The organism is Tessaracoccus pujii, from assembly GCF_054483895.1.
The window spans coordinates 1347614-1361796 of record NZ_CM137012.1 but is presented as its reverse complement, the minus strand read 5'-3'; the positions used below and the strand labels follow the sequence as shown (position 1 = coordinate 1361796).

Sequence of the window (14183 nt, the reverse complement as noted above, 5' to 3'; positions counted from 1 at the left end):
GGGGGTGTGGCAGACTGCCCGCATGGCCCTGACCCAGAAGGTGAAGTCCGAGCTCGCCACCGTCCTCGCGCCGCACCCCTCCGTGCGCCGCGCCGAGGTCGCGGCGATGCTGCGCTTCGCCGGCGGCCTGCACCTGGTGGGGGGCCGCATCGTCGTGGAGGCCGAGCTGGACACCGGCTCCGCCGCACGCCGCCTCCGCACGTTCATCACAGACCTGTACAACGTCGAGAGCGACCTGCTGGTGATCAACGGCTCCGGGGTGCGCCGCGGCCCCCGCTACACCCTGAGGGTCGTCCGCGACGGAGAGCAGCTCGCGCGGCTCAGCGGGCTGGTGGACCAGCACCGCCGCCCCGTGCGGGGGCTGCCGCCGTCCGTGGTCGGTGGGTCCCTGGCCGACGCGGTCGCGATGTGGCGGGGCGCCTTCCTGGCCCGCGGGTCGCTCACCGAGCCAGGCCGGTCGATGTCGCTGGAGATCACGTGCCCCGGATCCGAGGCGGCGCTGGCACTGGTCGGCGCGGCGCGCCGGCTGGGCATCTCGGTCAAGGCCCGGGAGGTACGCAACATCGACCGCGTCGTCATCCGCGACGGCGACGCCATCGCCGAGCTGCTCACCCGCATGGGCGCGGGGGAGACGCGCCTGGCCTGGGAGGAGCGGCGCAAGCGACGCGAGGTGCGCGCCAGCGTCAACCGCCTCGCCAACTTCGACGACGCCAACCTGCGCCGGTCCGCCCGCGCCGCGGTCGCGGCGAGCGCCAGGGTGGAACGTGCGCTGGAGATCCTCGGCGAGAACGCTCCGGAACACCTGCGCACCGCGGGCGAGCTGCGGCTGGAACACCGCCAGGCCAGCCTGGAGGAACTGGGGCGCCTGCACGAGCCGCCGCTGACCAAGGACGCCGTCGCCGGCCGCATCCGCCGGCTCCTGGCCACCGCGGACAAGGCCGCCGAGGACGCGGGGCTCCCCACGACCGAGGCCAGCCTTCCCGCGGACATGGCAGACGACGACTGACCCCTCCCCGCCCGCGGAGGCAAACGACCCCCGCTCTTGCCGCGCGTCGGCATCTGGATAGGATGAGGGACGTCCGCATGCGCTTCTCGCGCAAGGTAGCTGAAAGGGATCGATTTCCTCATGACCGTAAAGGTTGCAATCAACGGCTTTGGCCGTATCGGCCGTAATTACTTCCGCGCGCTCGTCGCGTCGGGTGCTGATCTTGATGTCGTCGCCGTCAACGACCTGACCGACAACAAGACGCTGGCCCACCTGCTCAAGTACGACTCGATCCTCGGACGCTTCCCCGGCGAGATCACCTTCAACGACGACGCGCTCACCGTCGACGGCAAGGAGATCAAGGCCTTCGCGGAGAAGGACCCGACGAATCTGCCCTGGGGTGACCTGGGCGTCGACATCGTCATCGAGTCCACCGGATTCTTCACCGACGCCACGAAGGCCCAGGCCCACATCGCGGCCGGCGCCAAGAAGGTGCTCATCTCGGCCCCGGCCAAGAACGAGGACATCACCATCGTCATGGGCGTCAACGACGACAAGTACGATCCGGCGGCGCACAACATCATCTCCAACGCCTCCTGCACCACCAACTGCCTCGCCCCGATGGCCAAGGCGCTCAACGACGGCATCGGCATCGTCAAGGGCCTCATGACCACCATCCACGCGTACACGCAGGACCAGAACCTGCAGGACGGCCCGCACAGCGACCTGCGTCGCTCGCGCGCCGCGGCCCTCAACATGGTCCCCACCACCACCGGTGCGGCCAAGGCCGTGTCGCTGGTGCTCCCGGAGCTCAAGGGCAAGCTGGACGGCTACGCCATGCGCGTGCCCACCCCCACCGGCTCCGCCACGGACCTCACCTTCGAGGCCGCCCGCGAGACCACCGTCGAGGAGATCAACGCGATCGTCAAGGCGGCCGCGGACGGCAAGATCCTCGTCTACACCGATGACGAGATCGTCAGCAAGGACATCGAGACGGATCCCGCTTCCTGCGTGTTCGACTCCAAGCTCACCAAGGTGATCGGCAACCAGGTCAAGGTCCTCGGTTGGTACGACAACGAGTGGGGCTACTCCAACCGCCTCGTCGACCTGACCGTCCTGGTCGGCTCGAAGCTCTGATCTGACTCCCAGTGGTCGATACGACGGCCCTGTGATCCCCGACCGGGATCACAGGGCCGTCGTCGCCTCACAACACCTATGAAGAAGAAAGGCTCACTGTGAAGTCTGTTGCAGATCTGACAGATCTGGCCGGCAAGCGGGTACTCATCCGCTGCGATTTCAACGTCCCGCTGGACGGTGACAGGAACATCTCCGACGACGGCCGCATCCGCGCCGCGCTGCCCACGCTCAATGCGCTGCGCGAGGCCGGCGCCCGCGTCGTCATCATGGCCCACATGGGCCGCCCCAAGGGCCAGGTCAACCCCAAGTACTCGCTGGCGCCGGTCGCCGAGCGGCTCGGTGAGCTGCTCGGCGTCGAGGTGAAGCTGGCCGACGACGTCGTCGGCGAGTCCGCCGCCGCGACGGTCGCGTCGCTGGCCGACGGCGATGTGGCGCTCCTCGAGAACGTGCGCTACGAGCCGGCTGAGGAGTCCAAGGACGAGGCGGCCCGCCAGGAGTTGGCGGCCAGGTACGCGGCCTTCGGCGACGTGTTCGTCTCCGACGGTTTCGGCGTGGTGCACCGCAAGCAGGCGTCGGTCTACGACGTCGCGAAGCTGCTGCCGAACATGGCGGGCTTCCTGGTGGCCAAGGAGGTCGACGTGCTGCGCCGGCTCACCGAGACCCCCGAGCGCCCGTTCGTGGTGGTGCTGGGAGGCGCGAAGGTCGCGGACAAGCTCTCTGTGATCGACAACCTGCTGAAGGTCGCCGACACGCTCGTGATCGGCGGCGGCATGGTCTTCACCTTCCTCAAGGCCCAGGGCCACGAGATCGGCGACTCGCTGCTCGACGAGACCAACCTCGAGACCTGCCGCGGCTACCTTGAGGAGGCCAAGGCCAAGGGCAAGACGATCCTGCTGCCGGTCGACGTGCGCATCGCCGACGGGATGGACTTCGACGCCCGGGAGGTCACGGGAGAGGTGGACGTCGTCTCGGCTCACGCCATTCCCGCTGGGAAGCAGGGCCTGGACATCGGCCCGGAGTCCGAGAAGCTGTTCGCGGATGCCATCACCGGCGCCAAGACGGTGTTCTGGAACGGCCCCATGGGCGTGTTCGAGATCGAGGCACTGTCGCACGGCACGGCCGCTGTGGCCGAAGCACTGACGAAGGTCGACGGTCTCTCGGTGGTCGGTGGCGGAGACTCCGCCGCGGCCGTGCGGGTCCTCGGCCACGCCGACGACGAGTTCGGCCACATCTCGACGGGTGGCGGCGCCTCCCTCGAGTTCCTGGAGGGCAAAGAACTGCCCGGCATTTCTGTACTGGAGGAGAACTGATGACCCGCAAGCCGATCATGGCCGGTAACTGGAAGATGAACGTCGACCACATCGAGGCCACCGGACTGGTGGAGAAGATCCACTACGCACTGCTCGACAAGGACTACGACCCGTCGAAGTCCGAGGCCGTTCTCATCCCGCCGTTCACGGACCTGCGCACCGTGCGCACTCTCATCGACGGCGACCGCCTCCCGTTCCAGCTCGGTGCGCAGACCGTCTCCGAGCACGACAACGGCGCCTACACCGGCGAGATCTCCACCTCGATGCTGGTCAAGCTCGGGGTCTCCTACGTGGTCGTGGGCCACTCGGAGCGCCGCCAGTTCTTCGGTGAGACCGACGCGATCATCAACGCCAAGGCCGCCAAGGCCCTGGCCGCGGGCATCACGCCCATCATCTGCGTCGGCGAGGGCCTGGACATCCGCAAGGAGGGCCGCCACGTCGAGTACACGCTCGAGCAGGTGCGCGGCACCCTGGCCGGCCTGACGGCCGAGCAGGTGGCCGGTCTCGTCATCGCCTACGAGCCCGTGTGGGCCATCGGCACCGGCGAGGTCGCCACCCCCGAGGACGCACAGGAGGTGTGTGGCGCCATCCGCAAGGAGGTCGCCGCACTGTACGACGGGCCCACGGCTGAGGCCGTGCGTATCCAGTACGGCGGCTCGGTCAAGGCGGACAACGTCGCGCAGATCATGGCCCAGCCCGACGTCGACGGTGCTCTCGTCGGTGGCGCCAGCCTGAAGCCGGACGAGTTCGCGGCGGTCGTGCGGTTCTACCAGTTCTGAGGCTCGGCATGGGGAAGCGGCGCGGGCACCACGCCCGCGCCGCTCTTTCCGTTCCGTGGCCCGGCTGCGGTGGGCGAAGCAGGGCCGAATGTGGATTACCGGGCCGCGTCGGATAGTCTTGACGGCGTGATTGTCCCCCTCGTGTCTTGGCCGGTGACGACGCTCTCGATCATTGCGATTGTGCTCAGCGTGTTGCTCGCGGCCACTGTCCTTTTCCACAAAAGTCGTGGCGGAGGAATGTCAGATCTGTTCGGTGGCGGAATGTCGACCTCCATGGGTGGGGCGTCGACGGCGGAACGCCGGCTCGACCGCATCACGGTCGTTCTGGCACTGGCCTGGCTTCTGACGATCATCGGGCTTCTGGTGCTGTACCGCATCGGCGCCTGACCCCGGCACGACCCTTCATCACTGCTCTCAAGGAGAAACACAAGTGGCAGGTGGCAACGCCATTCGCGGCAGCCGTGTCGGCGCCGGTCCCATGGGTGAGGCCGAGCGGGGGGACACCGCTCCGCGGCTCCACGTCTCGTACTTCTGCGCGAGCGGTCACGTGACGCGTCCCGCGTTCGCGATCGACGCACCCATCCCCGAGTCCTGGGACTGCCCCAGGTGCGGGCTCCCGGCGAACACGGACGCGGACAACCCTCCGCCTCCGCCGAAGATCACCCCGTACAAGACGCACCTCGCCTACGTGAAGGAGCGCCGCTCAGACGCGGAAGCCGCTCAGATCCTCGAGGAAGCCGTCACGTCGCTGAGGGCGCGGCGCGCCTCAGGCGAGATCATCTACTGATCCCGACGCCCGGCGGCGCTCTTCAGAACGGGCAGGAGTACTGCTCGGGCAGACCGGAGGCAGCCGGGTCGTCGAGGTACCAGAAGGTGGCCACCTCGCCTCGGATGTGGGCAGCGGGAAGGCTGAGGTCGCCCTTGAGGGCGCGCGCGAGGGCGTCTGCCTTCGCCTCGCCGGTGGCCATCACCCAGATCTCGTCGGAGCGGTTGAGGGCCGGAATGGTCAGGGTGATCCGCTCCACCGGCGCCTTGGGTGCCTCGGTCACACCGATGACGTTGCGGGTGGTGGGATCGAAGCTCGGGTGGCCGGGGAACACGGAGGCGACGTGGCCGTCCTCACCCACGCCCAGCAGCGTGACGTCGAAGTGGGTGTCACCCAGTTCCGCCTCGTAGGCGGCGGCGCACTCGTGCGAGTCCTTCCGGCCGTCCTGGGCCGCCATCATGTGCGTGTCGGCCGACTTGATCGACACCGTGCGCGCCAACCGCGACACCGCCTGCAGGGAATTGCGGTCCGGGTCCGTGGCCGGCACGAACCGCTCGTCCCCCCACCACAGCTGCAGCTTGGCCGCGTCCAGCTCTGAGCCCTCCGCCAGCTCCGCGAACCGTTCGTACATGGCGTTGGCGGCGTTGCCGCCGGTGAGGCACACGTGCACGATGGGCTGCGTCTCCTGCAGCTCGATGAGCCGATCCAGCAGCCGCTGGGCCACGAGGTCGCTCACCTCGTCGGCCCGGGGCATCCGGATGACGCGGGTGTACACGTCAGCGGGCCTCGGCGTCGGCGACGATCTGCGCGCTCGCGGCCTCGAAGATGTCGTCGGCGTCCATGCGCTGCAGTTCCTCGGTCAGGAGGTCGGTCAGGGGACGACGGCGGAGGGCCACCGTGCGCTGTGGCTGGTGTGGCACCTGGTAGAGGGCCGTGCCCTCCGCCACCCGTCGGACGGTGATGTCGCCCTCGGTGGTGGTGAGCCGAACCTCGTTGACGCCCGGGCGGTCGCCGTCGAGGCGCTCCACCGTCACCCCCAGCCGGTCGCTGAGCCACGCGGCCAGCAGCGTCGCGGGGGCGTTGTCCGGGGCGGCCATCACCATGGCGCCCGTCACCTCGGCCTGGGTCTGATCCATGGCGGCCGCGAGGAGCGCGCGCCACCGCGTCAGCCGGGTCCAGGTGAGGTCAGTGTCCCCCGGAGCATGGTTGCGGGCCCGGCGCAGCAGGGCGTCCTGCGGGTCGTGACAGCCCGCAGCATCGGTGATCCTGCGGTCCGCAAGACCGCCGATGGGATCGTCGGCCAGGTGGTCCGGCGCCTCGTGCGGCCACCACACGATGGTGGGGGAGTCCGGGAGCAGCAGCGGCAGGCAGATGGAGTCCGAGTGGTGGCGCAGCTCGCCGTGTAGGCGCAGGACGATGAGGTCGCCCGGAAGGCCCTCGCCCACCTCGATCGTGGCGTCCAGCCGGGCCTCAACGGCGTCGGTGTAGGTGACGACGATCACCCGCGACGGATGTGCGGTGGCGGATGCCTTGGCGGCGCCCAGCACCTCGTCGAAGTGCTCGTCGGTGGTGACGATGAGGAGCGTCAGCACCAGGCCGCTCGCCCCCGCGGTGCGCTTGGCGCTGATGAGCGCGGACGCCACGTCGCGCGACGACGTGTCTGTCAATTCGATGATCATGGGTGGCTCCTCACGGCCTGCGCCAGCTGAAACCGTCACGGGCCAGCATCTCGTGGGCGGACGCGGGTCCCCACGTGCCGGACTGGTACTGCTCTGGCTGATCCTCGACGGAGGCCCAGTAGTTGATCACCGGGTCCAGGATCTTCCAGCTCAACTCCACCTCCTCCTGCTGCGGGAACAACGGCGGGTCTCCGAGCAGCACATCCAGGATGAGCCGTTCATAGGCCTCCGGCGACGACTCGGTGAATGAGCCGCCGTAGCCGAAGTCCATGGAGACCTCGCGGATCTCCATCTGCGTGCCGGGGACCTTTGCGCCGAACCGGAGCGTAACGCCCTCGTCGGGCTGGATCCGCATCACGAGGGCGTTGGTGCCGAGCTCCTCGGTGTCGGTGGCCGTGAACGGCAGGTGGGGGGCGCGCTTGAAGCTGAGCGCCACCTCGGTGACGCGACGCGGCATCCGCTTGGCTGAGCGGAGGTAGAAGGGGACGCCCGCCCACCGTCGGTTGTCGATGTCCACCCGCATGGCTGCGAAGGTCTCGGTCCTGGAGCCCTCCGGCACCCCGTCCTCCTGCAGGTACCCGATGACTGGCCTGCCGCCCTGCCAGCCGGCGGCGTACTGGCCGCGGGCGGTGTGCAGGTCGTAACGGTCCGGGACCCGGGCGGCGGCCAGCACCTTCTGCTTCTCCGCGCGCAGCTGGCCGGCCTCGAAGGACGTCGGCTCCTCCATGGCGGTCAGCGCCAGAAGCTGCAGGAGGTGGTTCTGGATGACGTCGCGGGCGATGCCGATGCCGTCGAAGTAGCCCGCCCGGCCACCGATGCCGATGTCCTCCGCCATGGTGATCTCGACGTGGCTGACGTAGTGGTTGTTCCAGATCGGCTCGAACATCTGGTTGGCGAACCGGAGCGCCAGCATGTTCTGCACCGTCTCCTTGCCCAGGTAGTGGTCGATGCGGAACACCTCATGGGGCTGGAACAGCGCCGAGACCACGTTGTCGAGCTCCCGGGCGGAGGCGAGGTCGTGCCCGAAGGGCTTCTCGATCACCACCCGGTTCCAGTTGGCCTCGTCTCGCTCCGTCATCCCGTGGCGTCGCAACTGAGTCATGACCTGCTCGAAGCTCGACGGCGGGATCGACAGGTAGAAGGCGTGGTTGCCGCCCGTGCCGCGGGCGTCGTCGAGCTCCTGGATGGTGGCGCGAAGGCGGTCGAAGGAGGCGTCGTCGTCGAAGGTGCCGGGCACGAACCGGATACCCTCCAGCAGTTGCTCCCACACCTCCTCCCTGAAGGGGGTGCGGGCGTTCTCCTTCACCGCGTCGTGGACCACTTGCGCGAAGTCCTGGTCCGCCCAGTCCCGCCGGGCGAATCCCACCAGGCCGAAGCCCGGCGGCAGCATGCCGCGGTTGGCGAGGTCGTAGACGGCCGGCATCAGCTTCTTCCGCGACAGGTCACCGGTCACCCCGAAGATGACCAGGACACAGGGCCCGGCGATCCGCGGAAGCCGACGGTCCTGAGGGTCGCGCAGCGGGTTCTCATACGTGTTCATCATGGCCAACCCTAGTCCCCGTTCCTCGGATTTGGCAGGATGGTTTCAGCTCGGCCTCATCCGGCGGTGCACATCTGCCGGTGCACCGTGTAGGGCGGCCACGTGAACGACTCCACCACGGCGCAGCCGTCGAGGGGATCCACCGAGATCATCCAGGTGGTGCCTGGGCCGGGCCGAACGGCCGATTCGGTCCGTAGGCCGCCCTCGTCGATCCATGTGATCCGGGCGTGCACCCGACCCCGGGGACCGACATCGAGCGCCAGTCGCCGCGCGTCCTCCCACAGCGACTCGTCCCGAAGGCCGAGCGCGATGGCCCCGATGTGTCCTGTGCTGGCGAACGTCTGGTCGATGACCAGCGAGTCGCCGACGCGGGCCCGGTCGGCCAGGCCGACGAGCAGCGGCGGGGGGTGGGGTGTCGCAGGGCGCTCCTGCGCCTGCCAGGTCCAGGTGGCGGCCAGGGCCGCAGCCAGAACCACGACCGAGCCCCCGAGGCGGCGCGACCGCGCCATCCCTGCCCATGCGGCCAGCATCAGCGCGAAACCGAAGGGCAGCAGCAGGAGGTAGCGAGGATAGAACATCGGAGTCACGACGGCAGAGACGACCACGTTGGCGGCCACCGGGATGATGACCAATGCCACTCCCAGCAACGGTTCCCCCGAGAGGCGCCTCCCGCCCCCCAGCAGTACCACGATCAGCACCCCGACGAGCGCCCAGAACCAGAGCCCCCCGCTGGCAGATCCGTACAGGGCTGTGACCGACTCCACCGTCGCGGGTGGAATCCACGAGAGTTGTCCAGTGGTCACGCGGCTTGACAGAAGCAGGCTGACAGGGATTCCGGCCGCGGTGCTCCAGGCGAGCAGCGGGGCCCACCGGGCCCGTCGCCGCATCCGCACGGCGACGTGGATGACGTGGATGAGGACCGCGGGCGCCATCAGCATGTTCATCAGGATGGCCATCGTCAGTGCCGCGCCGTAGAGAGCCCATGTCCCTCCGCTGGGAGTGCCCGCCATCAACAACGCCGTGGCGACCATGAAGAACGCCGTGACGAGTGTGTAGCTCCGAGCTTCGAGAAGATAGGGGCTCAGCAGCGGGTTGACCAGGAGGAACATGCCGGCCACCAGCCCGGCGGGCACACCCCACCACCGGGTGGCCAACCAGGCGGTCACACCGATGGACACACCGCCTGCGACGAGGCTGACGGCGCGCAGAGCGGTGAGGGACTGGGCGAGGGGAGAGACGAGAACGTAGTAGACCACCATGGTGCGGTCCACGTGCCCGGTGGCCCGCCAGAGGTCGGCAGGCGGAAATGAGGCGAAGATCATCGTGGCCGCCTCGTCCCGCCACGCTGCCCGATCGTCAAGGTGAGGAGCCCAGACGACGATCGTCGTCACAAGCATCAGTGCGGCGACCAGCCAGGGCCACCAGAGGCGGCGGATGATCGTCTGCACGGGCCCAGCTTGCCGCATGTGCGGGCCGGCAGGGGGGACGGTCTGCTTTGGGCACCCTCGCGCCGCGCGATAGACTGCCGGGAGCTAACTGAGAAGGAATGGGGTGGGTGTGGCCGTCGGCTCCGTCGCTGCGTCCCCGGGGGCCCGCTTCCTGGATGTGGTCAAGGCGTACATCGCCCTCACGAAGCCGCGCATCATCGAACTCCTCCTGGTGACCACCGCACCGGCGATGTTCCTCGCCGCCGGTGGCCTGCCCCCGTGGCGGCTGATCGTCGTGGTCATGGTGGGCGGGCTCTTCGCCGCAGCGTCGGCCAACACCTTCAACTGCGTGATCGACGCCGACATCGACGAGGTGATGCGGCGCACCCGGCGTCGTCCCGTGCCGAGGCATCAGGTCTCCACGCGCAACGCGCTGATCTTCGGCGTCGTGCTCGGCATCCTGGCCACCCTGGTGCTGGGCCTCGGAGCCAACTGGCTCTCCGCCGTCCTCGCGTTGGTGGCCAACGCCTTCTACGTGTTCGTCTACACGATGTGGCTCAAGCGCCGCACGTGGCAGAACATCGTCTGGGGCGGGATCGCCGGGTGCTTCCCTCCGCTCATCGGATGGACTGCCGTGACCAACCGGATCGACTGGGCGCCGCTGATCCTGTTCGCCGTCGTGTTCCTGTGGACGCCTCCCCACACGTGGGCGCTGGCCTTCCGGTACCGCGACGATTACGCCGCGGCCGGGGTGCCCATGCTGCCCGTGGTCTCCACGCCCCCGCGCGTCGCGGCGCAGATCTTCTGGTACACGCTGGGCACCGTCGCGGTGTCGCTGCTGCTGTGGCCGGTCACCCCCACGGGGCCGCTGTACCCGATCGTCGCGGGGGTGCTGGGGGTCGTCTTCCTGGTCGAGGCGGGTGCGCTGTGGCGGCGTGCACGCTCCGGCGCCGATGGGCCGCAGCTGAAGGCGATGCGGCTGTTTCACTGGAGCAACACCTACCTGGCGCTGCTGTTCCTGGCGGTCGCGATCGACCCGCTGATCTTCTAGGGTCCGCCGCCGCGCGCCGCGGACTATCGTCGGGGCATGCAGCCCTTCGCGCGCGAGCCCGATTACGTGAGCGTGCTGCGCGATGGCACCGTCAAGCAGATCAACCCGTTGACAGGGACCGAGGTGTGGACGGTGGCGGGACGCGCCGACCGGCCCCTGGGCGTCCATCCTCGGACCCCTCAGCCTCTGGATCCGGCCGCTCACGGGCGTCACTGCCCCTTCTGCCAGGCCCGCTATCTGGACACGCCGCCGGAGAAGTCCCGGGTGATCCGAACCGGCGGGCAGTGGGAGACGCTCTACCGGAACCCCGCTGAGGATCTGTTCGACACCGTCGCGGAGTTCCGCCGTGTCCCGAACCTCTTCGAGATCCTCAGCTTCGACTACTGGCACAGCAACTACGGATACGAGTTGCCGGAGCGGGTCCGCGTCCGCCGCGACGCCTACCTGGCGTCCCCAGCCGGACGGGCGCACGTGCTCGCCGTCATCGGGGCGAAGCTGCGGGCCTCCGGGCTCACGGCGGTGGAGGTGGAGGCGCTCCCCGTCGAGGAGCGGATCGCCCGCGCGAGCGGGTTCTTCGGCGGCGGCCACGACCTCATCGTGGCCCGGCGGCACTTCGTCGACGGCGCCACCGACGACTCACAGCTCGCCTCGTCTGGGACCCTCACGCCCGACGAGCACGCCCGGTTCGTGTCCTACACCGTCGAGTCGGCCAGGATGGCCTACGACATCAACCGCTACGCCCGGTACGTGGCGGTGTTCCAGAACTGGCTGAAGCCCGCCGGCGCCTCCTTCGACCACCTGCACAAGCAGTTGGTCACCATCGACGAACGCGGTGCGCAGCACGAGGCGACCCTGGCCAGGCTCCGCGACAATCAGAACCTGTTCAACGAGTCGGGCCCCAACTACGCGGCCCGCGGCAACCTCATCATCGCCGAAAGCGAGTACGCCGTCGCGTTCGCGGGCTTCGGCCACCGGTACCCGACGATCGAGATCCACTCCACCAGCGAGGAGTCGGACCCGTGGCAGCAGCGCGACGACGAGGTGCGCGGCATGTCCGACATGATCCACGCAATGCACGCGGCCACCGGCCCGGCCGTCCCGTCCAATGAGGAGTGGCACTACCGCCCGATCGACGTGACCCTGCCGATGCCGTGGCGGGTGCTGCTCAAATGGCGGGTCTCGACGGTGGCGGGCTTCGAGGGAGCGACGACGATCTACCTCAATACCATCGCACCGGCTACGCTGCGTGCCCGGGTCGTTACCGCGCTGGTCGATCTCCGTGAGCGCGGACTCATCGCTCCGGGCCTCGCCATCGGGACGGAGGCGCCCGGCCGCCCCAACCCGTTGCGGTACCGTCGCTAGGCTCCTGCCTCTGCGCTCAGGCGTCCGGCCCGCAGCCCGACCTGCCACGAAGGGACCGTCCATGTCCACCGATATGCCCCGCCCCGCCAGCCCCGGGGTCATCCCCATCCTGCTGGTGGCTGCCTTCGTCGTCATCCTGAACGAGACGACCATGAACGTCGCCCTGAGTTCGATCATGTCCGACCTCGGCATCACGGAACGCACGGCCCAGTGGCTGACCACGGCATTCATGTTGACCATGGCCGTCGTCATCCCTGTCACGGGCTGGCTGCTGGACCGGTTGCCCACGCGCCGGATGTTCGCGCTCGCCATGAGCCTGTTCAGTCTCGGCACCCTGGCGTGCGCCGTGGCGCCGAGTTTCACGTTCCTGGTGCTGGGGCGCGTGGTGCAGGCCACCGGGACCGCCATCATGATGCCCCTGCTGATGACCACCATCATGCAGCTCGTCGAGCGGGAGCATCGGGGCCGGGTGATGGGCAACGTCTCGATGGTGATCTCGGTGGCCCCCGCCGTCGGACCCACCCTGTCCGGCGTCATCCTCCAGGCGGCATCGTGGCGCGGGATCTTCTGGGTGGTGCTGCCGATCGCGCTGCTCATGCTGGTGCTGGGATATCGGCGCCTGACCGACGTCGGTGAGACCAAGGCCACTCCGCTGGACCTCGTCTCAGTACCGCTGACACTGCTCGCGTTCGGGCCGCTGGTCTACGGACTCAGCCTCGTGGGATCCGACGAGGTGGAGGTCTGGGTGCCGATGCTCGCCATCGGGATCGGCGTCGGTGGTCTGGCCGCGTTCATGGGCCGGCAGTTCGTGCTCCAGTCGCGGGACGCGGCGCTGCTGGACCTGCGAACCTTCAGCGACCCGACGTTCACGGTGGCGGTGGTGGTGATGTCGATCGCGATGATGGCGCTGTTCGGCACCATCATCATGTTGCCGCTGATCCTTCAGCGGGCATTCGGCCTGGAGCCGCTCCAGGTGGGGCTGATGCTTCTCCCGGGCGGGATCGCGATGGGGCTGTTGTCCCCGGTGGTCGGGCGGCTCTACGACCGCTACGGGCCCCGGGTGCTGGTGGTGCCCGCCAGCGTCGTCGTGATGGGCGTGTTCGCGTTCTTCGCCACCATCACGATCGCCACTCCGTGGTGGGCGATCACGCTCGGGCACGTCGTGATGAGTGTCAGTTTCGCCGCCATGTTCACGCCGCTGTTCACCGTGGCGCTCGGCTCCCTCCCGCGCGCGCTCTACTCGCACGGATCCGCCGTGGTCGGCACGGTGCAGCAGGTCGCGGGCGCCACCGGCACCGCGGTCTTCGTCACCGTCTTCGCCATGCAGTCAGCTGCTGCCGCCCCGGCCGCGGCATCCGAGGAGGAGGCCATGCTCGCCGGTGCGCGGTGGGCGTTCATGGCCGCGGGCGCCATCTGGACCGCGGCGGTCGTCGCGGGGCTGTTCCTCAAGCGGCCCGCGGACGTCGACGGGCCGGGCTTCGCGGCCCACTGACCCCCGGCGGGTGAAGCCGCACCGCTTCGCGGCCGCCACTTCTTAGGGAGGGGGCGGCGTCAGGCTTCCTCCGCCAGACGGGTCAGCTTCTCGGAGTGGGCAGCCCACCCCTCGACGGGCTCCCACAGGTTGGTGTGTCCGCTGCGCAGCCCTGCCACCCCGTCGATGCCCTCACGGAGGATGTCAGCATGGCCGGCGTGACGGGTGACGTCGCCCAGCACGTGCACCAGCACCCGGCCCAGGGTGGTGTCGCCCTTGTCACCCCACCAGGGCACACGCCCCGGCGTGTCGAGCGGCATCTCACCGATGGCCCGATCCACCACCTCACCCACCTCGCGGTAGAGGCGAACGAGGTCCACGGCCCGCTCACCGGCCGTGGCGTAGAAGTCACCGTTGGGGTCCGCGTCGTAGTCGATCACGGGGAGGGTGAGCGGGGAGGTACGCCCGAAGCAGTCGACGAAATAGCCGTGTTCGACGAGGGAGCAGTGCTTGACCAGCCCCAACAGGTTGGTGCCGGTGACGGTGCGGGGGAGGCGTAGCTCCCGCTCGCTCAGTCCTTCCACCTTCCACAGGAGTCCCTCCCGGGAGGCGCGAAGGTGGCGGAGCAGGGTCTCCTTGATGTCCATGCAGCCATTCTGCCCCCGCGACCCGGCCG

14 protein-coding genes are annotated in these 14183 nt (G+C 68.9%); 9 read left to right on the top strand and 5 right to left on the bottom strand.

Translation table 11 applies throughout. The features are described from left to right. The first annotated feature begins 22 nt into the window (after window positions 1–22). From whiA to ACX1D0_RS06655, 6 genes are all read left to right on the top strand, one after another. The gene (whiA, locus tag ACX1D0_RS06680) at window positions 23–1006 is read left to right on the top strand and encodes a DNA-binding protein WhiA (protein ID WP_459020095.1); all 984 of its coding nucleotides are present in this window, start codon (window positions 23–25) and stop codon (window positions 1004–1006) included. Between the two features lie 120 nt (window positions 1007–1126). Continuing rightward, the gene (gene gap / locus ACX1D0_RS06675; RefSeq protein WP_459020094.1) at window positions 1127–2122 is read left to right on the top strand and encodes a type I glyceraldehyde-3-phosphate dehydrogenase; all 996 of its coding nucleotides are present in this window, start codon (window positions 1127–1129) and stop codon (window positions 2120–2122) included. 98 nt (window positions 2123–2220) lie between these two features. Continuing rightward, window positions 2221–3432 carry a phosphoglycerate kinase gene (locus ACX1D0_RS06670; protein WP_459020093.1) on the top strand — a complete coding sequence of 404 codons (1212 nt, stop codon included), beginning with the start codon at window positions 2221–2223 and terminating at the stop codon, window positions 3430–3432. Then, a complete protein-coding gene (tpiA, locus tag ACX1D0_RS06665) occupies window positions 3432–4211 on the top strand; it encodes a triose-phosphate isomerase (RefSeq protein WP_459020092.1) in 780 nt (259 codons plus the stop codon). The genes ACX1D0_RS06670 and tpiA overlap by 1 nt, the downstream gene beginning before the upstream one ends. A gap of 126 nt (window positions 4212–4337) precedes the next feature. Continuing rightward, window positions 4338–4598 (top strand): preprotein translocase subunit SecG, encoded by a 261-nt coding sequence (gene secG / locus ACX1D0_RS06660; protein WP_459020091.1) that lies wholly within the window; start codon window positions 4338–4340, stop codon window positions 4596–4598. Window positions 4599–4641: 43 nt separating this feature from the next. Continuing rightward, window positions 4642–4998 carry an RNA polymerase-binding protein RbpA gene (locus tag ACX1D0_RS06655; protein ID WP_459020090.1) on the top strand — a complete coding sequence of 119 codons (357 nt, stop codon included), beginning with the start codon at window positions 4642–4644 and terminating at the stop codon, window positions 4996–4998. A gap of 22 nt (window positions 4999–5020) precedes the next feature. Here ACX1D0_RS06655 and pgl read toward each other — a convergent pair whose 3' ends face one another. From pgl to ACX1D0_RS06635, 4 genes are read right to left on the bottom strand one after another with little or no spacing between them, the layout of a single operon-like run. After that, window positions 5021–5752: a 6-phosphogluconolactonase gene (gene pgl, locus ACX1D0_RS06650; RefSeq protein WP_459020089.1), complete on the bottom strand. Its 732-nt coding sequence runs from the start codon at window positions 5750–5752 to the stop codon at window positions 5021–5023. Between the two features lies 1 nt (window position 5753). After that, window positions 5754–6656, bottom strand: a complete 903-nt coding sequence (locus ACX1D0_RS06645) for a glucose-6-phosphate dehydrogenase assembly protein OpcA (RefSeq protein WP_459020088.1) — start codon at window positions 6654–6656, stop codon at window positions 5754–5756. 10 nt (window positions 6657–6666) lie between these two features. Next, window positions 6667–8199 carry a glucose-6-phosphate dehydrogenase gene (gene zwf / locus ACX1D0_RS06640; RefSeq protein ID WP_459020087.1) on the bottom strand — a complete coding sequence of 511 codons (1533 nt, stop codon included), beginning with the start codon at window positions 8197–8199 and terminating at the stop codon, window positions 6667–6669. 53 nt (window positions 8200–8252) lie between these two features. Beyond that, complete coding sequence (locus ACX1D0_RS06635) at window positions 8253–9644, bottom strand: glycosyltransferase family protein (RefSeq protein ID WP_459020086.1); 1392 nt, start codon at window positions 9642–9644, stop codon at window positions 8253–8255. A gap of 103 nt (window positions 9645–9747) precedes the next feature. Here ACX1D0_RS06635 and ACX1D0_RS06630 point away from each other — a divergent pair, with 103 nt between their 5' ends. From ACX1D0_RS06630 to ACX1D0_RS06620, 3 genes are all read left to right on the top strand, one after another. Beyond that, entirely contained in the window at window positions 9748–10674 is a 927-nt protein-coding gene (locus ACX1D0_RS06630) for a heme o synthase (RefSeq protein WP_459020085.1), read from the top strand. Window positions 10675–10710: 36 nt separating this feature from the next. Then, window positions 10711–12036 carry a DUF4921 family protein gene (locus tag ACX1D0_RS06625; protein ID WP_459020084.1) on the top strand — a complete coding sequence of 442 codons (1326 nt, stop codon included), beginning with the start codon at window positions 10711–10713 and terminating at the stop codon, window positions 12034–12036. A gap of 61 nt (window positions 12037–12097) precedes the next feature. Further along, complete coding sequence (locus ACX1D0_RS06620) at window positions 12098–13528, top strand: MDR family MFS transporter (protein WP_459020083.1); 1431 nt, start codon at window positions 12098–12100, stop codon at window positions 13526–13528. Window positions 13529–13587: 59 nt separating this feature from the next. Here the strand turns inward: ACX1D0_RS06620 and ACX1D0_RS06615 are convergent, their stop codons facing one another. Next, window positions 13588–14154 (bottom strand): DinB family protein, encoded by a 567-nt coding sequence (locus ACX1D0_RS06615; protein ID WP_459020082.1) that lies wholly within the window; start codon window positions 14152–14154, stop codon window positions 13588–13590. Window positions 14155–14183: the final 29 nt, after the last annotated feature.